Origin of the sequence: Paenibacillus arenilitoris, from assembly GCF_014705655.1 — a bacterium.
GTDB classification, from domain to species: Bacteria; Bacillota; Bacilli; order Paenibacillales; family Paenibacillaceae; genus Pristimantibacillus; species Pristimantibacillus arenilitoris.
Map to the genome: position 1 here is coordinate 87,987 of NZ_JACXIY010000023.1, position 18,398 is coordinate 106,384.

Annotated in this window: 16 protein-coding genes; 1 reads left to right on the forward strand and 15 read right to left on the reverse strand. The window is 55.8% G+C overall.

The window, feature by feature from the left end:
* Window positions 1-6 precede the first annotated feature (6 nt).
* From fliI to sucC, 15 genes are all read right to left on the reverse strand, one after another.
* Window positions 7-1,332, reverse strand: a complete 1,326-nt coding sequence (gene fliI / locus IDH41_RS19320; protein WP_190863923.1) for a flagellar protein export ATPase FliI — start codon at window positions 1,330-1,332, stop codon at window positions 7-9.
* Complete coding sequence (locus tag IDH41_RS19325; RefSeq protein WP_190863925.1) at window positions 1,319-2,158, reverse strand: FliH/SctL family protein; 840 nt, start codon at window positions 2,156-2,158, stop codon at window positions 1,319-1,321. Before IDH41_RS19325 ends, fliI begins: the two co-directional genes overlap by 14 nt.
* Window positions 2,151-3,194 carry a flagellar motor switch protein FliG gene (fliG, locus tag IDH41_RS19330; RefSeq protein ID WP_397328240.1) on the reverse strand — a complete coding sequence of 348 codons (1,044 nt, stop codon included), beginning with the start codon at window positions 3,192-3,194 and terminating at the stop codon, window positions 2,151-2,153. The genes IDH41_RS19325 and fliG overlap by 8 nt, the downstream gene beginning before the upstream one ends.
* Window positions 3,176-4,753 (reverse strand): flagellar basal-body MS-ring/collar protein FliF, encoded by a 1,578-nt coding sequence (gene fliF / locus IDH41_RS19335; protein ID WP_190863929.1) that lies wholly within the window; start codon window positions 4,751-4,753, stop codon window positions 3,176-3,178. Before fliF ends, fliG begins: the two co-directional genes overlap by 19 nt.
* 42 nt (window positions 4,754-4,795) lie before the next feature.
* Entirely contained in the window at window positions 4,796-5,101 is a 306-nt protein-coding gene (fliE, locus tag IDH41_RS19340) for a flagellar hook-basal body complex protein FliE (protein ID WP_190863931.1), read from the reverse strand.
* Between the two features lie 39 nt (window positions 5,102-5,140).
* The gene (gene flgC / locus IDH41_RS19345; protein ID WP_190863933.1) at window positions 5,141-5,590 is read right to left on the reverse strand and encodes a flagellar basal body rod protein FlgC; all 450 of its coding nucleotides are present in this window, start codon (window positions 5,588-5,590) and stop codon (window positions 5,141-5,143) included.
* Window positions 5,591-5,592: 2 nt separating this feature from the next.
* Window positions 5,593-6,009 carry a flagellar basal body rod protein FlgB gene (gene flgB, locus IDH41_RS19350; RefSeq protein WP_190863935.1) on the reverse strand — a complete coding sequence of 139 codons (417 nt, stop codon included), beginning with the start codon at window positions 6,007-6,009 and terminating at the stop codon, window positions 5,593-5,595.
* A 218-nt stretch (window positions 6,010-6,227) separates the two neighbouring features.
* Window positions 6,228-6,998 carry a GTP-sensing pleiotropic transcriptional regulator CodY gene (gene codY, locus IDH41_RS19355; RefSeq protein ID WP_190863937.1) on the reverse strand — a complete coding sequence of 257 codons (771 nt, stop codon included), beginning with the start codon at window positions 6,996-6,998 and terminating at the stop codon, window positions 6,228-6,230.
* Between the two features lie 27 nt (window positions 6,999-7,025).
* Window positions 7,026-8,423, reverse strand: coding sequence for an ATP-dependent protease ATPase subunit HslU (gene hslU, locus IDH41_RS19360; protein WP_190863938.1), 1,398 nt, complete (start codon window positions 8,421-8,423; stop codon window positions 7,026-7,028).
* A gap of 76 nt (window positions 8,424-8,499) precedes the next feature.
* Window positions 8,500-9,045, reverse strand: coding sequence for an ATP-dependent protease subunit HslV (gene hslV / locus IDH41_RS19365; protein WP_190863940.1), 546 nt, complete (start codon window positions 9,043-9,045; stop codon window positions 8,500-8,502).
* A gap of 58 nt (window positions 9,046-9,103) precedes the next feature.
* A complete protein-coding gene (gene trmFO / locus IDH41_RS19370) occupies window positions 9,104-10,423 on the reverse strand; it encodes an FADH(2)-oxidizing methylenetetrahydrofolate--tRNA-(uracil(54)-C(5))-methyltransferase TrmFO (protein WP_190863942.1) in 1,320 nt (439 codons plus the stop codon).
* 478 nt (window positions 10,424-10,901) lie between these two features.
* The gene (topA, locus tag IDH41_RS19375) at window positions 10,902-13,007 is read right to left on the reverse strand and encodes a type I DNA topoisomerase (RefSeq protein WP_190863943.1); all 2,106 of its coding nucleotides are present in this window, start codon (window positions 13,005-13,007) and stop codon (window positions 10,902-10,904) included.
* 27 nt (window positions 13,008-13,034) lie between these two features.
* Entirely contained in the window at window positions 13,035-14,165 is a 1,131-nt protein-coding gene (gene dprA / locus IDH41_RS19380; RefSeq protein WP_190863945.1) for a DNA-processing protein DprA, read from the reverse strand.
* Window positions 14,166-14,342: 177 nt separating this feature from the next.
* Window positions 14,343-15,275 (reverse strand): succinate--CoA ligase subunit alpha, encoded by a 933-nt coding sequence (sucD, locus tag IDH41_RS19385; RefSeq protein ID WP_190863947.1) that lies wholly within the window; start codon window positions 15,273-15,275, stop codon window positions 14,343-14,345.
* 58 nt (window positions 15,276-15,333) lie between these two features.
* Window positions 15,334-16,494 carry an ADP-forming succinate--CoA ligase subunit beta gene (sucC, locus tag IDH41_RS19390; protein WP_190863949.1) on the reverse strand — a complete coding sequence of 387 codons (1,161 nt, stop codon included), beginning with the start codon at window positions 16,492-16,494 and terminating at the stop codon, window positions 15,334-15,336.
* A gap of 319 nt (window positions 16,495-16,813) precedes the next feature.
* Here sucC and IDH41_RS19395 point away from each other — a divergent pair, with 319 nt between their 5' ends.
* Window positions 16,814-18,382, forward strand: a complete 1,569-nt coding sequence (locus tag IDH41_RS19395) for a YifB family Mg chelatase-like AAA ATPase (protein WP_190863951.1) — start codon at window positions 16,814-16,816, stop codon at window positions 18,380-18,382.
* Window positions 18,383-18,398 lie beyond the last annotated feature (16 nt).

Below are 18,398 nucleotides of genomic sequence, written 5' to 3' on the forward strand. Positions count from 1 at the left end.
ACCGGTTCAGCTCCTGTAAAATTCGGATATTAATCGATGCTGCGCCTCTTCCAGGCTTACCTTTTCATTCGTCTTCTGCTTCGTAAAGCCGTGTATCGCATCTATGGATTGGAGCGCCGTATCGATTTCCGCATTCGAACCTTTTTGGTACGCCCCGATATTGATCAAGTCTTCCGAATCTTTATAAATAGATAACAGCTTTTTCATTTCGTTGGCCGCATCCTGCTGCTCTTCCGTCACGATTTCTTTCATGACGCGGCTTACGGACGCGAGCACGTCGATTGCCGGAAAATGCCCTTTGTGCGCCAAGTGCCTGCTTAGCACGATATGGCCGTCCAATATGCCCCGAACCGCGTCCGCGATCGGTTCGTTCATGTCGTCGCCGTCGACGAGCACGGTATAGAAGGCGGTGATGGAACCGGTCGGGCCCGTTCCCGCCCTCTCGAGCAGCTTCGGGAGCGCCGCGAATACCGACGGCGTGTAGCCGCGGGTCGCCGGAGGTTCGCCGATCGCAAGACCGACTTCGCGAAGCGCCATTGCATACCGCGTAACGGAGTCCATCATAAGCATGACGTCGAGCCCGCGGTCGCGAAAATATTCGGCGATGGAAGTCGCGATAAGCGCGCCCTTCATCCGGATGAGCGCCGGCTGGTCGGAAGTCGCGACGATGACGACGGAACGGGCCAAGCCTTCCGGGCCAAGATCCTTCTCGACGAACTCGAGCACTTCCCTGCCGCGCTCGCCGATTAAGGCAATGACGTTCACGTCGGCCGAAGTATTGCGCGCGATCATGCCGAGCAGCGTGCTTTTGCCGACGCCGGATCCCGCGAAGATGCCGACGCGTTGGCCGCGGCCGACCGTTAGCAGGCCGTCGATCGCCCGCACGCCGATGCCAAGCGGCTCGACGACCCGCGGCCGCATGAGCGGATTGCTCGGCTCGTTGTGCGTCGAATAATGCGGCATCCGCCTCGGAAGCATGGAACCGTCCAGCGGATTGCCAAGTCCGTCGAGCACTTTGCCGAGCAGCTCGGATCCGACTTGGACCGACAGCGGCTTGCCGGTCCCGACGACATCGCAACCCGGGCTGATCGCATGCAGCTCGCCGAGCGGCATAAGAATGACCTTGTTGTCCTTGAATCCGACGACTTCGGCTTTGATCGGCTTCGCCCCTTTGGACGGATAAATGAAGCAGACGTCGCCGATGCTGGCGTCCGGCCCTTCCGATTCGACCGTAAGGCCGATAACCTGCGTAACTTTGCCGTTCACCCGTACGGGATCGAGCGGCTGCAAATGCTCGATGTACTTCAGCACGTCCAAATTATTCGCCGCCATCGGAATGCCCTCGCTCTTCTCCGCTGTGATGGGCGAGATGCAGCAGCTCGCGCTTGATCTCGGTCAATTGGGTATCGATGCGCGCATCGATGCTTCCGAATGCGGAACGAATGACGCACCCGTTATCCTTAACGGAAGAATCGGGCAAAATTTGCAGCTCGGCTTGCGAATCGATCGCCATATGGAGCTCTTCCCTGGCCGCTTGGACGAATGCAAGCTGCCCGGGGGCGACGCATAATGTAATGACGCCCTGCTCTCTTCTTCTGGTCAACGATTTCCGTATCAAATCGATGGCGATTTCCGGAACCAGCGTTAGCTGCTGACCGATAATTTTCTCGGCGACCGCGCAGCTGAGCTCGACCAGGAAAGGCTCCGCCTCTTGAATGATTTGCTCGCGCATTTCATAAGCAGCCTTCAGGACGGTCGACGCTTCGGCGAGCTTGTTCTCCCATTGTTCTCTCAAATCGCGTTCCGACCGGTCCGCACCTTCCGAGTAACCGAGCTCGTAGCCGGTTTGTCTTGCGCTTTCCGCGGCCGATTCGTCCTCGGAACGTTTGTCGAGCCACCATACTTCGATTTGCTGACGGGCTTCGGTCAGCATGCGCTCGCTCGTCTCGGCGGCTTCGCGAAGCCGCTCTTCCGCGAACTGCTGGGCGTCGTTCAAAATTTGGTCGCGCAATTGAATCGTCTCTTCATCGGGAACCGGCTCAGCAATGGCCGGCGCTTCAACCGGATCTACCGCTTGGTATTGGCGCTGCCGAAGCCGCTGCAGCTGCTTGAGCTGCTCGACCGATACGACGCTCGAAGATTTGATCAGATTAGACAATGATATCGTCTCCTCCGCCGCGCGCGATGATGATTTCTCCGGATTCTTCTAGCCTGCGGATCGTGGCGACGATGCGCGTCTGCGCCTCTTCGACGTCGCGGAGGCGCACCGGGCCCATAAATTCCATTTCTTCCTTGAAGGTCTCGGCCATACGCTTCGACATGTTGCGGAATATCGCCTCGCGCACCTCTTCGCTGGCCACTTTGAGGGCAAGCTGAAGATCGGCGTTCTCGATATCGCGGATAATACGCTGAATGGAACGATTGTCGATGTTGACGATGTCCTCGAATACGAACATCCGTTTCTTGATTTCTTCCGCAAGCTCCGGATCTTGAATTTCGAGGGCGTCCAGAATCGTTCTCTCCGTGCCGCGGTCGACGCCGTTCAAAATTTGAACGATCGAATCAATGCCGCCCGCGTTCGTGTAATCCTGCGTCACGGTAGCCGACAGTTTCTGTTCGAGCACCCTCTCGACCTGAGAGATGACTTCCGGCGAAGTGCTGTCCATTAAAGCGATTCGCCTGGCCACGTCGGCCTGTTTTTCCTGGGGCAAGGAAGACAGAATGTGCGATGACTGCTCGGATTGCAAATAGGACAACACGAGCGCGATCGTCTGCGCATTCTCGTTTTGAATAAAGTTCAAAATTTGTGTCGGTTCCGCTTTTCTCGCGAAGTCGAACGGCCTTACTTGCAGCGTCGCCGTCAGCCGGTTAATCACTTCAAGCGCCTTCTGTTCGCCGAGCGCCTTCTCCAATATGTCTTTCGCGTACGTGATGCCGCCCTGGGTGATGTACTCCTGCGCCATGCAAATTTGATGAAACTCGCTTAAGATCGTTTCGCGATCTAAGCTGTCTACTTTGCGGACATTGGCGATCTCGAGCGTTAGCTGTTCGATCTCGTCGTCGCGCAAATGCTTGAAAATTTGGGCCGATACTTCCGGTCCAAGCGTGATGAGCAAGATCGCCGCCTTCTGGCGCCCCGTCAAGCCTTGGATCGCTTTTGACAATTTATCCACCTCTATTCGTCGACTAGCCATGTGCGTAGTAGGTTAACAAATTCGTCCGGCTTCCGTTTGGCAAGCGTTTCGAGATTTTTGCGCGCTTGGCTGTCGTTGCTGACGCTTTCCAGATCGAGCGTCGGATATTCCACTTTAGCCGTCGGCGCCGCAAGTTCGATCTCTTCTTCTTCGGCCGCCTTCTTGCGTCTGCGAACCAGCATGACGACGAGCCCCGCGATAACGGCAAGAGCCGCCGCTCCGATTCCGATGATCCATGGCATCGATAAGCCGGCCGATTGTTCGTTCGCCGTGCTGCCGGTGAACTCCCTCGCGATTAGCGCAACCTTCTTCGCCATAAGCGCGTCGTCGTTGACGTTTTGTCCCGAATCGGCAAGCTGTGCGCGGACCAACGAAGTCAGGTAAGTCATGATCGCCGTTCGGCTCGCATCGTCGGTCAGCTGCGACTGCTCGATGCCGATACTGATATTCAGGTCCTTGATTACGTACGGTCCCGATACGATGCTGTTGTTAATTCGGTTGACCTCGTAGTTTCGAATCTGATTGTTCGATTCCGAGGAGGTCTGGCCGGCTGTGGCCGCTTCGTAGCCGGGAACGTCGGTTTCGCCCGTGCCCGCCACGCCGCCCGCTTCGCCGGAGGAACCCGTCGACGTGCTGCTGTTGATTTCTTCGCTAATGATAATGCCGTTGTTATTGTTGTTCTCCAGCGGCTGGACAAGCATTTCCTCCGTCTGCTTCTTGTCGAAGTTCATGCTGCTGGAAACCTGGATGACGAGATTTTCCGGACCGACGATCGGTCCCAGAAACTGCTGAATGTTTTTCTTGAGCTCCGACTCGTACTTACGTTGAATTTGAAACTGGGCTTCGACCGCGTCCGTATTTCCCGCCGCTGCCCCGTCCGTTTCCGAGAACATCAGCTCGCCTTGGGGACTGGATATCGTGATATCCTGCACGGCCAGCTTCGGCACAGACGTCTTCACCAGGTTGTAGTACCCGTCGATCTCTTTTTGGCTCGGGCGGTAACCCGCCGCGAATTGAAGCATGATCGAGGCGGAAGCCGTCTCCGCGTCCTCCGGCGACAGAAACACGCTTTCTTCGGGCAAATTGATCAATACCTTCGAGCTCTCCACGCCTTGCATGGCATTAAGTAATTGTTGAACCTCGCCGTTTAAAGCATTTAAGTATTTGACGTTGAATTCGTTCTCCGTCGTGCCGAATGTGGACGAGCCCGTATTGAAGGCTTCGAAGCCGATCGACCCGTTCTGTACGAGCCCTTGCGAGCCGACATCCACTTTGATTCTAGAAGCGACCGCACTCGGAACGGAAATGCTTTTTCCGTTATCGCTGAGCTCATAAGGAATTCCGCTGCCGTCCAAATAATTCATAATGGCCGCGGCGTCCGTCGTGTCCAAATTTTGAAAAGCGATTTCGTATTCCGTCCTCGTGAATACGATCGTCAACAGAACGATTGCAAGCAGTAAACCTGCTACAGATGCCCCCAGCCATATTTTTTGTTTTCTGCCCATTTGGCTCCAAAACGTCGTAAGCCTTTGTCGATACTGGGCGAATCTCTCGCTCACGTTGTCACCCCACCCGATTGCTAAGCTAGGTCATATGTACGATCAAATCTGCATCCGCATCATTTCCTGATAGGCCTCTACCACTTTGTTGCGGATTTGTGAGGTAAGCTGCAAGCTTAGCTGCGCCTGTTCCGACGCGATGAGCACCTTCGTCACGTCCACTTGGCCGATCAGAAACTTGTCGTTCAAGTTATGTACGTTCTTCTCTTGGGCGCTGACGCCGTCGATGGCCGCCTGCAAATATTGCCCGAACGATTGAGTCAATTCGGCGGGAGTCGCCTGCTGGACCGGTTTGGATTCGACAAGCTTCGCCGGCTGGAATTGACCGGGCGTAATCGATTGAATCATCATTAAGCCTCCGCTTCGTCCACTAATGTCGACTTACTTTTATTTGCCGATTTCGAGCGCTTTGACGAACATCGCCTTCGTTGCGTTCAAGGCCGTTACGTTCGCTTCGTAAGAACGGGTAGCCGAGATCATGTCGACCATCTCCTTCGTTACGTCGACGTTCGGCATGTTTACGTACCCGTTAGCGTCCGCATCCGGGTGCGTCGGATTGTAAACCAGCTTGTTCGGGGACTGATCTTCTTGAATTCTCGTCACTTTGACGCCTTGGGCGCTCGAACCGCCGTTCAATTGCCGCTCAAGCACACTGGAAAACGACTGCCGGATCGGCTCCATCACGACCATCTTCCGCTTATAAGGCTGGAATTGTCCGTTAACGTAGCTGCCGCGAGTCGTTTCCGCATTCGCTATATTCGATGAAATGACGTCCATCCGCAGACGCTGCGCGGTTAAAGCAGAAGCGCTTATATCAAATCCCGTCGACAATTTCACTGTTAAGCTCTCCCTTCGATGGCGGTTCGCATCATTCTGACGTCATGATTGATTTGCTGGACGTAAAAGTTGTAGCTTAGTTGGTTTTTGGCGAGCAGCGACATTTCCCTGTCGATATCGACATTATTTTCGTTGTTATTCATGGATGTGGCGCCATCGACAATGACTTTAGGCGCAGGAAGCGCATAGGACCCGGAGCCAATGGCGATATGCCTCAGATCCGTCCTTGTGCCCGACAATTGTCCTAGACCAGCCGTTCCCATCGACTGTTCCAGCAGCTCTTCGAACAATACCTCCGACCGTTTGAAATGCGGCGTATCAGCGTTAGCCACATTGTTGGAAATGACGCGTTGCCGCATTTCTGCCGCTTGCAGTGCCCCTTCCATTCTTGTAAAAGCAGCGCCATTCAACAAATTCACGTAGTTTCACCACTTTCCGCTTCGAGATGTTCCTTTTTTACTATTCAACAGAATATGTCTCATTCCTGCCGTGTTCGACAATAAAAATTAAAAAAATGAGACATATGTGTCGATTCTTGCCGACATCCTAATCTTCAACAATTTCCTAAAATATTACAATAAGAAAAAAGCCCTATCTTTATAAAAAGATAGGGCCCTAATGGTCAAAACGTCCTAATTCACGCCTTCATTTTGTCCAATTCCTGCAGTAATTGGTGGTTTAAAATTTTAATGTACGTGCCTTTCATCCCTAACGACCGCGTTTCGATGACGCCGGCGCTTTCCAGCTTGCGGAGCGCGTTGACGATGACCGATCGCGTAATGCCGACCCTGTCCGCGATTTTCGACGCGACGAGCAGTCCTTCCTTCCCGTCCAGCTCCTCGAAAATATGCTCGACCGCTTCCAGCTCGCTGAACGATAACGAACCGACCGCGACCGACACGACGGCGCGGCTTCGCACTTCCTGCTCGATTTCCTCCGTACGCTCGCGCAAAATTTCCATGCCGACGATCGTCGATCCGTATTCCGCAAGAATAAGGTCGTCATCGTCGAACGCGCCCGACAACCTCGTCAGCACGAGCGTGCCTAGACGGTCCCCGCCGCCGATAATCGGCACGACGGTCATAATTTCCTGATCGCCAAGCCTCTGGAACGTTTCGAACACCCCCGGGTCGGGCTTCACGTTCGTCATCGATTCCTGCATTTCCAGAAAGCGTGAATTGCTGTCCTGCGGGAAACGCAGTTCTTCCGCCGACAAATTGCGAATAAAATCGTGGTCGTATACATCGACGGCCGCACATCCGAGTATCTTCCCCTTACGACTGACAACGAACACATTCGTCTGAATGGTTGTGCAGAGCACCTCCGCCATTTCCCTGAAGCTGAGCGCCTTCCCAGCGGCGCGTTGCAGCAGCCGGTTGAGCGTTCTTGTCTTTGTAAGTAAAGTCATTCCAATGCCTCCCAAAACTCTTAACAACTACAATATATATTGACTCAAATCTCGATTTTGCGCAATGGTTCCCAGCTTTTCCCTCACGTATTCCGGCGTAATGACCATTTTCTCGAGCGACAATTCGGGAGCCTCGAACGACAGATCCTCCAGCAGCTTCTCCAAAATAGTGTGAAGCCTGCGCGCCCCTATGTTTTCCGTATTACGATTCACGTCCGCGGCGATCGAAGCGAGCTCCCGGACGGCTTCGTCCGAAAATTCGATCTCGATGCCTTCCGTTTCTAAAAGGGCCGAGTACTGCTTGGTCAACGCGTTTTTCGGCTCCTTCAAAATACTGACGAAATCGTCGAGGCTGAGACTTGTCAGCTCTACGCGAATCGGGAAGCGCCCTTGCAGCTCCGGAATCAAGTCGGAAGGCTTCGCGACGTGGAAAGCGCCCGCGGCGATGAACAGAACGTAGTCAGTCTTGACCGGACCGTACTTCGTCATGACGGTAGAGCCTTCGACGATCGGCAAAATATCGCGCTGTACGCCTTCCCGCGACACGTCCGGTCCCGAACCTCGCGTCGGACTCGCAATTTTGTCGATCTCATCGAGGAAAATAATGCCCGACTGCTCGGCGCGGACGATCGATTCCGAGATGACGTCGTCCATATCGATAAGCTTATTCGCTTCTTCGGAGATGAGCGCCTTGCGCGCTTCTTTGACGGGCAGCTTCCTCTTCTTGGGCTTCTTCGGCATGAGCTGGCCGAACAGCTCCTGCATATTCATCCCCATGCCTTCCGGACCCTGGCCGGACAGCATATCCATCACGTTCGGCGTCGTGTCCTCGACCTCGATCTCGATCACTTCATTCTCGAGCTTGCCCGCGGCCAGCTGCTCCCTAAGCTGGGCTCTCCTCTGCGCCAACCCTTGATCGACGTCCGGCTCCTGCGGCTGTTCCTGCGTCTGTTGGCCGCCGAACAACATTTCGAAAGGATTTTTTTGCGTTTTCGTCTTTGCCGCGGAAGGAGCAAGCAGTGTGACGATCCGCTCGTTGGCAAGCTTCTCGGCCTTGTCCTTTACCTTCTCCGTACGTTCGGCCTTCACCATTCGGATGGACGTCTCGACAAGATCCCGCACCATCGATTCGACGTCGCGGCCAACGTAGCCGACTTCCGTGAATTTGGTCGCTTCAAGCTTGACGAACGGCGCTCTTGCAAGCTTAGCCAGCCTGCGGGCGATTTCCGTCTTGCCGACGCCGGTGGGACCGATCATCAAAATGTTTTTCGGAACGATTTCGTCGCGCAAAGCCTCATTCAGCAGGCTTCTGCGGTAACGGTTGCGGAGCGCGATCGCGACCGAACGCTTCGCTTGCTTTTGGCCGACAATGTATTTATCAAGTTCCGTTACGATCTGACGGGGCGTTAGTGCGTCATTTCCCATTTTTATATCCCTCCGAATTCGATTCGTCCTGCTTGCCTGCTCGAAGATTGCTGCGTTATTTCAACCTCGCGTCATGCTATCCGATTTCTTCCACGATTATATTGTTGTTCGTAAATACGCAAATTTCGGCCGCGATTTCGAGCGCGGATTTCGCGATATCCTTTGCCTCCATGCCATCGGCATGGCGCTTCAGCGCCCTGGCAGCCGAGAGCGCGAAGCTTCCGCCCGACCCGATTGCCAAAATGCCGTCATCCGGTTCGATAATTTCGCCGTTGCCCGATATGAGAAGCAGCCCGGTCTGATCCATGACCAGCATCATAGCCTCGAGCCTGCGGAGTATTCTGTCCGAGCGCCAGTCTTTGGCAAGCTCGACGGCCGAACGCTGCAAATTGCCGTGGTGCTCCTCCAGCTTCGCCTCGAATTTCTCGAACAGCGTGATCGCGTCGGCAACCGATCCGGCAAAGCCGGCAATGACTTGTCCCCGGTACAGCCTTCTCACTTTTTTGGCTTGATGCTTCATGACCATGCTGTTGCCGAAAGTGACCTGACCGTCGCCAGCGATCGCGCCCTTCCCTTGATGACGGACCGCGCAAATCGTTGTCGCGTGAAATTGCATTTCCATCGCTTTGCCTCCTCTAAATATTATTTAGAAAACAACCGGATATGTTCATTACGGTTTTCTATCGCAAATGTTCCCGTTTAAATTGCGCGATGCCTTCAAGCGCGCGATTCGCAATCATTTCATTCTTTTCTTTTTTGTTGCGGATCTTCTTCTCGAGAGGCGGGAAGAGCCCGAAATTCGCGTTCATCGGCTGAAAATGCTTAAAATCCGCCGTCGTGATGTAATTCGCCATGCTTCCGAGCGTCGTATGCGGCGGAAGAACGAGCGGATCGAGGCCGCGCGCGAGCCTTGCCGCGTTAATGCCGGCAATCAATCCGGACGCGGCCGATTCGACGTAGCCTTCGACGCCCGTCATCTGGCCCGCAAAAAACAAAGTATTTCGCGCGTTAAGCTGGTAAGTCGGCTTAAGCAGACGCGGCGAATTAATGAACGTGTTCCGGTGCATGACGCCGTACCGGACGAACTCGGCGTTCTCGAGACCCGGAATAAGCGAGAAGACGCGTTTCTGCTCGCCCCATTTCAAATGGGTCTGAAAGCCGACGAGGTTATACAGCGTGCCGGCCGCGTTATCCTGCCGGAGCTGAATGACGGCATGAGGCAGCTTGCCCGTGTGCGGGTTGACGAGACCGACCGGCTTCATCGGACCGAACAGTACCGTCTGCTTCCCGCGGGTGGCCATCACTTCGATCGGCATGCAGCCCTCGAAATAGACTTCCTTCTCGAATTCCTTCAGCTCCGCCGTCTCCGCCGTCGTTAACGCTTCGTAAAATCGGTCGAATTCCTCTTCCGTCATCGGACAATTCAAGTATGCCGCTTCGCCTTTATCGTACCGGGAGGCCAAATAAACCTTATTCATGTCGATCGAATCTTTCTCGACGATCGGAGCCGCCGCGTCGTAGAAATAAAAATATTCCTCGCCGAGCAGCTTGCGGATTTGCGCGGACAAGCCCGGCGCCGTGAGCGGACCCGTCGCAATGACGACGATGCCGTCCGACGGAATTTCCGTCACTTCCTCATTGCGCACCTCGACGAGCGGATGCTCGAGCAGTCTGCGAGTCACTTCGCCCGAGAAGCCGTCGCGATCGACTGCGAGCGCGCCGCCCGCCGGGACGGCATGTTGATCCGCGCAGCTTAAGATGAGCGAATCGAGGCGGCGCATCTCTTCCTTCAGCACGCCTACCGCGTTTGTCAAGCCGTTCGCGCGCAAGCTGTTGCTGCAGACAAGCTCGGCGAATTGATTCGTATGGTGGGCCGGCGTTTTTGTTTCCGGGCGCATTTCGTATAGCACGACGGGTACACCCTGCGATGCGACTTGCCAAGCGGCTTCGCTTCCGGCAAGGCCAGCTCCGATGACGGTTACTTTTTGCGTTTCTGACAACGTTGGTCAATCCTTTCGAATATAGTGCGCCCTGGCCCTCTCAAGGGAATTCTACCCTGGCCTTCAAAGGGGAAATTTTCTTACTAATGATTGATCAAAAACCTTTCGAACCCTCCCAAACCAACCTTTCGAACCCTCCCAAACCCTCCCTTCCAAGGGAGGGCCCCGAGGCGCTGCGCCCTCTGGACACCCGCAATTGAACTAACGTTGGAGCTGCAGAGGCGGGTGTGAGGTGAAGTCAAGTTGGAGCGCTTTCGTCCCTGGGAGACACGCTTAACGTTAGTGCGCTCGTTTACCATCAATGTACTTTTAATAATGTGCTGTAAATATCCATCCAGGGCAATCGGAGGAGGGACTTGATTAACGCCCTGCAAGGCCGTTTAAGAGCGGTCACGGTCGTTACTAATGGCTAGACCCTTCCGGGATGCTTGGAAGGGTCGTCTGCGCCAGCGAAGCTGTTATATGATCCTGTTAGGGACTAGCCGTTCTGCGAGTCAAGCTCTTCCTCGTCAAGCACCTCTTCGGAATAATCGCAGGACGGGCATTGGAGTCTTGCGCCGCTGCGGTTGCGCTTCTCGACGAGCATGGTGTCGCATTGCGGGCACGGCTTGTTCGTCGGCTTATCCCAGGAGACGTAATCGCAGCCCGGATATTGATCGCAGCCGTAGAAGATGCGTCCTTTTTTGCTGCGGCGCTCGATGATCTTGCCTTCCTTGCACTTCGGGCACGTCACGCCGATATCTTTGACGATCGGCTTCGTGTTCCGGCAGTCCGGGAAGCCCGAGCAAGCGAGGAACTTGCCGAATCGGCCCATCTTGTATACCATATGGCGGCCGCATTTCTCGCAAATCTCGTCCGACACCTCGTCTTGGATCTCGATTTCCTTCATTTCGTCCTCGGCTACTTCGAGACGCTTCTCGAACGATTCGTAGAACGTGACAAGAACCTTCACCCAATCCTCGGTGCCTTCCTCGACATGGTCGAGATTTCCTTCCATGTTCGCCGTGAACTCGGCGTCGAGAATTTCCGGGAAAAATTCCTCCATGAGCTGGTTGACCATTTCCCCGAGCTCCGTCGGCATAAATTTTTTCTCTTCGATGGCAACGTAGCCGCGCTTCTGGATCGTTTCGAGCGTCGGCGCGTACGTGCTCGGCCGGCCGATCCCCAGCTCCTCCAAAGTTTTCACGAGCCTGGCTTCCGTGTATCGCGGCGGCGGCTGCGTGAAATGCTGCTTCGGCTCAATCGACTCCGATTGAATGACGTCGCCGGCTGCGAGCGGAGGCAGAAACTTATGCTCTTCCACAGTGCCGTCATCGTTGCCTTCGACGTACACCTTCATGAACCCGGCGAACTTCACTTTGGAGCCGGCGGCTCTGAAAACCGTATCGCCGGATTGCAGGTCTACCGTCATCGTATCGAGTACGGCCGATTGCATCTGGCTCGATACGAAGCGCTCCCAGATCAGCTTATACAAGCGATGCTGATCCCGGCTGAGGAACGGCTTCATCGATTCCGGGTCGCGCATGCTCGACGTCGGCCGGATCGCTTCGTGCGCGTCCTGGGCGTTGCTGTTCTTCCTCGTATAGACGCGGGGCTGTTCCGGCACGAACGCCTCGCCGTACTTTTCCGTAATATATTCCTTCGCTTCCTCTTGGGCGACGGGGGAAATGCGGGTCGAGTCGGTTCTCATGTAAGTAATCAAGCCGACTGTGCCTTCCTTGCCTAGCTCGACGCCTTCGTACAGCTGCTGCGCGACCGACATCGTCTTCGAGGCACGGTAGCCTAGCTTGCGGGCCGCCTCCTGCTGCAAGGAGCTTGTAATGAACGGCGGAGCCGGGTTGCGCAGACGTTCCTTCTCCTTCACCTCGGCGACCGTGAACCGGTTGTCCTTCATCGCGGCAAGCACTTCCAGCACATCCGCTTCCTTGCCGAGCTCGCGTTTTTCCCCGCTCAGCGAATAATATTTCGCCTCGAAAGGGATACCCGAATGGTTCAGCTTGGCCGTTATCGACCAGTACTCCTCCGGCACGAATGCGTCGATCTCGTTCTCGCGGTCGATAATGAGCTTCACCGCTACCGACTGCACGCGACCGGCCGATAATCCTTTCTTGACCTTCTTCCATAATAGCGGGCTTATTTTGTAGCCTACGAGCCGGTCAAGAATGCGGCGGGCTTGCTGCGCGTTCACGAGATCCATATTGATTTTGCGCGGCGTTTTGAACGCGTCCTTAACCGCCTGCTTCGTTATTTCATTAAATACGACGCGGCAGCTGTCTTTCTCGTCCAGCTCCAAATAGTGAGCCAGATGCCAGGCAATCGCTTCGCCTTCGCGATCGGGGTCGGCCGCCAGAAAGACATGCTTCACTTTTTTGCTGGCATCCTTCAATTCCTTCAGGACGCTGCCTTTGCCGCGGATCGTTATGTACTTGGGGTTAAAATCGTTTTCTACTTCGACGCCGATCTGGCTTTTGGGCAAATCGCGAATATGGCCCATCGAAGCTTTGACGATGTATTTGCTGCCCAAATATTTGCCGATCGTCTTCGCCTTGGCCGGTGATTCGACGATGACTAATGAATCCGCCATGTGGGGCGCCTCCTCTCTCTACTGGAACTATAATGCCATATATATGGACCCGGACTGCAGCTCGATTTTCCGTTTTATACATAAATTTAGCAGAAGTGCGTTCAAATGTCCAAACGGAATCGAAGACAGCTCATGCAATTCGTTAATGGACAAGGGCTGATCCCGCAGCAAAGCTATGATTTTCCGTTCTTCTTCATTAAGCGCCGCTTCGTTCCCGGCCGGCCCGCCAGCCTCGCCCGATTCATCCAAATCGAGACGTCTCAGCGCGGCGGGCAGCCAGGCCAGCTCCTCGACAATATCGTTCACGCAGCCGATCAGCTTGGCTTCGCCGCGCTTGATCAGATCGTTCGGGCCCTCGCTCTTCGGCGAGGAGATCGGGCCGGGTACCGCGAATACTTCCCTGTTCATCTCCATAGCCTGCTGAGCGGTAATTAACGACCCGCTTCGCCTCGCGCCTTCGACGACGACGGTACCGAACGTCAAGCCCGCGATGATGCGGTTTCGCAGCGGAAATTGGCCCGGGTGAAGCGGGGTGCCAAGCGGCGTCTCGGAGACAAGCAAGCCGTGCTCGGCTATTTTATGGAAGAGAGAGACGTTCTCCGGCGGATAGCATCGATCGATCGGCGTCGGCAGCACGGCAATCGTGCCGCCTCTGCCGTAAAGCGCCGCTTCGTGCGCTTTGCCGTCGATACCGCGGGCCAGCCCGCTCACGACCGTAAGGCCCGCGGCGGAAAGCTCCCGCGCAAGGCTCGTCGCGGAATGCCGGCCATATGCGGTCGGAACCCTTGTCCCGACTACGGCTATGGCGGGCCGCTCGAGAAGCTCCAGCCTGCCGCGCGCATAGAGCACCCATGGCGGCTGGGCGATCTCCTTCAGCGCCTGCGGGTATTCCGAATCGAAAGGCGTCAGTACGGCCGTATGACCGCCGACGTTGTCCGCACGGTCGGCTTCGGACATCCATGTCCGCCCGGCATAGCGTTCCGAAGCCGCCTTTGCCTGCGCGCCGCGCATGCCGATGGCGGTCAAATCGTCCGTCTTCCAGATCGGCTTCTCCCAAAGCCGATGGCTAACCGCTTTATGGATCGCCTGCCATCCGATGCCCGGAATTTCATGCAAGGCGACGATCATCTGCTTGCGCATATGATGGTTTGCTGTCATTATGAACCAGTCCCTTCGTCATTGCGGGACGGCCTGCATTCTTATCTATTGTGCGTTACGCGGCAAAAGAATGCAAGTCGCCCGCTAAAATAGTAGTTTTCGGTCAAAAAAAAGCAACCTCCCAACTCCCGCGGACGGGTCGTTGAAAGGTTGCTTACCTTCATGACTTCGGTTCGATTATTTGCGTGTAATGCATTTCTCCAGCAAGCCTTGCTCTTCGAGCACGCTGACGAGCGTAGAGCCCATATCGGAAGGCGTTGGAGCCACTTTGATGCCGCAAGCTTCGAGCGTTGCGATTTTTTCGGCGGCCGTACCTTTGCCTCCGGAAATAATGGCGCCCGCATGGCCCATCCGTTTACCCGGAGGAGCCGTTGCGCCGCCGATGAAGCCGACGACCGGCTTCTTCATGTTCGCTTTGATCCACTCGGCCGCTTCTTCTTCCGCCGTGCCGCCGATCTCGCCGATCATGATGACGGCGTACGTATCGGGATCCTCGTTGAATCGGTTCAAAATATCGATGAACTCGGAGCCTTTAACCGGGTCGCCGCCGATGCCGACCGCGCTCGATTGGCCGATGCCGCGAGTCGTCAGCTGATGAACCGCTTCGTAGGTGAGCGTGCCGGAGCGGGAAATGACGCCGACATGGCCCGGCGTGTGAATGTATCCCGGCATAATGCCGATCTTGCACTCGCCCGGCGTAATGACGCCAGGGCAGTTCGGACCGATCAGCGTCGTTTTGCTTCCGTCCATATAACGTTTTACTTTGACCATGTCAAGCACCGGAATGCCTTCCGTGATGCAGATGACGAGATCGAGCTCGGCATCCACCGCTTCCATGATCGCGTCCGCCGCGAATGCCGGCGGTACATAGATAACCGAAGCGTTGGCGCCGGTTGCGGCAACGGCTTGGGCTACCGTGTTGAATACGGGAAGGGAAACCAGCGATCCGTTTTCAAGAGTAATGTCGACGTTCGTGCCGCCTTTGCCGGGCGTTACGCCGCCAACCATTTGCGTTCCGTATTCCAATGCGCCTTTCGTATGGAACAAGCCGGTCGCGCCGGTAATGCCTTGCGTAATGACTTTTGTATCTTTATTGACCAAAATGCTCACTCTTAACTCACATCCCCTGAATGATTTCGCATGCGGGCGTCCCGCACGGCAAGCTATCTTATTTCACGAGAGCGACGATCTTCTGCGCGCCGTCCGCCATGGAATCGGCAGCTACGATGTTCAGTCCCGATTCTTTCAAAATCTTTTTGCCGAGGTCGACGTTCGTGCCTTCGAGGCGCACGACGAGCGGACGGTCCAGGCCGACCTGCTTCGCCGCTTCCACGACGCCGTTCGCGATAACGTCGCAGCGCATAATGCCGCCGAAAATATTGACGAAGATGCCTTTGACCTTCTCGTCGGACAAAATGATTTTGAACGCTTCCGTTACTTTCTCGGCCGTGGCGCCGCCCCCTACGTCGAGGAAGTTGGCCGGGTCGCCGCCGTAATATTTGATAATATCCATCGTTGCCATGGCAAGCCCCGCGCCGTTTACAAGACAGCCGATGTTGCCGTCGAGCGCGATGTAGCTAAGATCGAACTTGGATGCTTCGATTTCCTTCGCGTCTTCCTCTTCCAGGTCGCGCAGCTCGACGATGTCCTTGTGACGGTACAGCGCGTTGGAATCGAAGTTCAGCTTGGCGTCAAGCGCGATGACTTGTCCGTCGCCTGTCACGACGAGCGGATTGATCTCGGCGATCGACGCGTCCTTCTCGACGAATGCCGTATAAAGCGAAATCATGAACTTAACCGCTTTGTTCACGAGCTCGCCGGGAATGTTGATCGAGTAAGCCAATTTGCGAGCTTGGAAAGCTTGCAGGCCTACGGCCGGATCGATGATTTCTTTGAAAATTTTCTCAGGCGAATGCTCGGCCACTTCTTCGATCTCCGTGCCGCCTTCTTCCGAAGCCATCATGACGACGCGGCCCGTGCCGCGGTCGAGAACGACGCCGATATAGTACTCCTTCTTAATATCGCAGCCCTGCTCGATCAGAAGGCGCTTCACTTCCTTGCCCTCCGGTCCAGTCTGGTGGGTCACCAGCACTTTGCCGAGAATTTCGCCGGCGTACGCGCGAACCTCGTCCAAATTTTTCGCGACTTTAACGCCGCCCGCTTTGCCGCGGCCGCCCGCGTGAATTTGCGCCTTCACGACGACGACTTGCGTGCCGAGTTGTTTGGCGGCTTCGACGGCTTCGTCGACGGTGAAGGCCACTTTGCCTTCAGGCACGACTACGCCATACTGCTTAAGGACCGCTTTCCCTTGATACTCATGGATATTCATTGTTGAAATCCTCCATTTCACAGACTGGATACAGTCATATGTACACAAACCTATATTATTGTAGCATCTTTCCCCACGCGTTACCTTATTTTCATACATAATTAATACGGCTTTTTTGATATGAGTTTCATCTCATTTTGAGATTAAACAGCCCTATTCCGGGGAAACCACGCCGCTTATTATTTCCCAATCCCATTTTTTATACGCGCATGGAAATTCAGGATTGACAAACGGAATCGTCTCCATTATGATTGGTTCAAAATAAAACGAGCGGATCGTAAGGAAGCACCTTCATTCATCGATGGAGGTGCTTTTTGTCTTGTTCAGCTTAATTCACAGCGCAAGCGTATACGGGGTCGACGGCAAGCGGATTGCCGTGGAGGTCGATATCGCAAGCGGCTTGCCGCAGGTCAATATCGTCGGCCTGCCCGACCCCGCGGTCAGAGAATCGGTCGAGCGGGTCAGGGCCGCGCTTAAGAACAGCGGGTTCGCGTTTCCGATGGACCGCATCACGGTCAATTTGGCCCCGGCCGACCTCCGCAAGGAAGGAACGTCGTTCGACCTCGCAATCGCGGCCGGAATCCTGACGTCGAGCGCTCAGATCGACGCCTCGCCTCTGCGCGATACGCTTCTGATCGGCGAGCTGTCTCTCGACGGGAGCGTGCGGCCCGTGCCCGGGGTGCTGGCTATGCTCGAGCAAGCCAAGCTATGCGGCCTTACCCGCGTGCTGCTTCCGAAGGGCAACGCGAAAGAGGCCGCATGGATTTCCGGACTCGAGCTGTTCGCGCTGACGCATTTGAAGGAGCTAATTCCGAACAAGGAAGCGGGCGGCGGCTGGGAACATATCCGGGCGTTCAAGGGCGAGTACGGGGCGGCTGCAAGCGCCGCAAGCGGCGAACAATCCCGGGAGGGACAGGAAAGCGGCGATTACCGGGACGTCGTCGGTCAGCATCAAGCGAAGCGGGCGATGCTCATCGCCGCCGCGGGCAAGCATAATATTTTGCTGAGCGGTCCGCCGGGAACGGGCAAAACGATGATGATCCGAAGGCTCCCCGGCATCCTCCCGCCGCTGAACGAACAAGAAGCGCTCGAAGTGACGAAAATATACAGCGTCGCGGGCAAGCTGAACGAGAGCGCCCCCGGGCTCATCAGGCATCCGCCGTTCCGCGCCCCGCATCATACGATCTCGTCAGGCGGGCTAATCGGCGGCGGCTCGATCCCGAAGCCGGGAGAAGTGACGCTGGCGCACCGGGGCGTCCTGTTCCTGGACGAATTGCCCGAATTTCCGAGGCAGGTGCTCGAGGTCATGCGTCAGCCGCTCGAAGACCGCATCGTGACGATCGCCCGCTCGAAGGCGGTCTTTCAGTTTCCGGCGAGCCTCATGCTCGCGGCATCCTTCAATCCGTGCCCTTGCGGCTATCACGGGTACGAGTACGGCGATAAGCGCTGTACGTGCAGCCCGGCCGTCATCGGCCGGTACCGCTCGAAAATTTCCGGGCCGCTCCTTGATCGGATCGATCTGCACGTGGAGGTTCCCCGTCCGATCTCGGTCGACAACGCGAAGGGAGGGCAGTCGCTCGATTCGGAGCAGATGCGCCGGATGGTACAGGAAGCCAGAGACTTCCGGCTTGAGCGGACGGCACCGCGGAAGGAGCGCGAGAGGGGTGAATTATCGGGTGTTTCGCTCCGGAAGTCGGTTCATTTGAAGCGCGAAGCGGCGGAACTGCTTGAACACGCCTTCGACGCGCTAGGCATCAGCATGCGGGCTTACGACCGGATACTGAAGCTGTCGCGCACGATCGCGGATCTCGCAGCAAGCGAGGCGGTCGAGCCTGAACATGTGGCGGAAGCGATCCAGTACCGCCGAACGGACGGCCAACAGCCGTAACGGCAAGCAAGCGTCG

Excerpts from the sequence above, each read along its gene's own strand:
- hslU (WP_190863938.1), bottom strand. The coding sequence starts at position 8,423 with ATGGGAAATGACGCACTAACGCCCCGTCAGATCGTAACGGAACTTGAT.
- fliG (WP_397328240.1), bottom strand. The coding sequence starts at position 3,194 with ATGGCTAGTCGACGAATAGAGGTGGATAAATTGTCAAAAGCGATCCAA.
- hslV (WP_190863940.1), bottom strand. The coding sequence starts at position 9,045 with ATGGAAATGCAATTTCACGCGACAACGATTTGCGCGGTCCGTCATCAA.
- codY (WP_190863937.1), bottom strand. The coding sequence starts at position 6,998 with ATGACTTTACTTACAAAGACAAGAACGCTCAACCGGCTGCTGCAACGC.
- topA (WP_190863943.1), bottom strand. The coding sequence starts at position 13,007 with ATGGCGGATTCATTAGTCATCGTCGAATCACCGGCCAAGGCGAAGACG.
- fliE (WP_190863931.1), bottom strand. The coding sequence starts at position 5,101 with ATGATTCAATCGATTACGCCCGGTCAATTCCAGCCGGCGAAGCTTGTC.
- fliI (WP_190863923.1), bottom strand. The coding sequence starts at position 1,332 with ATGGCGGCGAATAATTTGGACGTGCTGAAGTACATCGAGCATTTGCAG.
- sucC (WP_190863949.1), bottom strand. The coding sequence starts at position 16,494 with ATGAATATCCATGAGTATCAAGGGAAAGCGGTCCTTAAGCAGTATGGC.
- dprA (WP_190863945.1), bottom strand. The coding sequence starts at position 14,165 with ATGACAGCAAACCATCATATGCGCAAGCAGATGATCGTCGCCTTGCAT.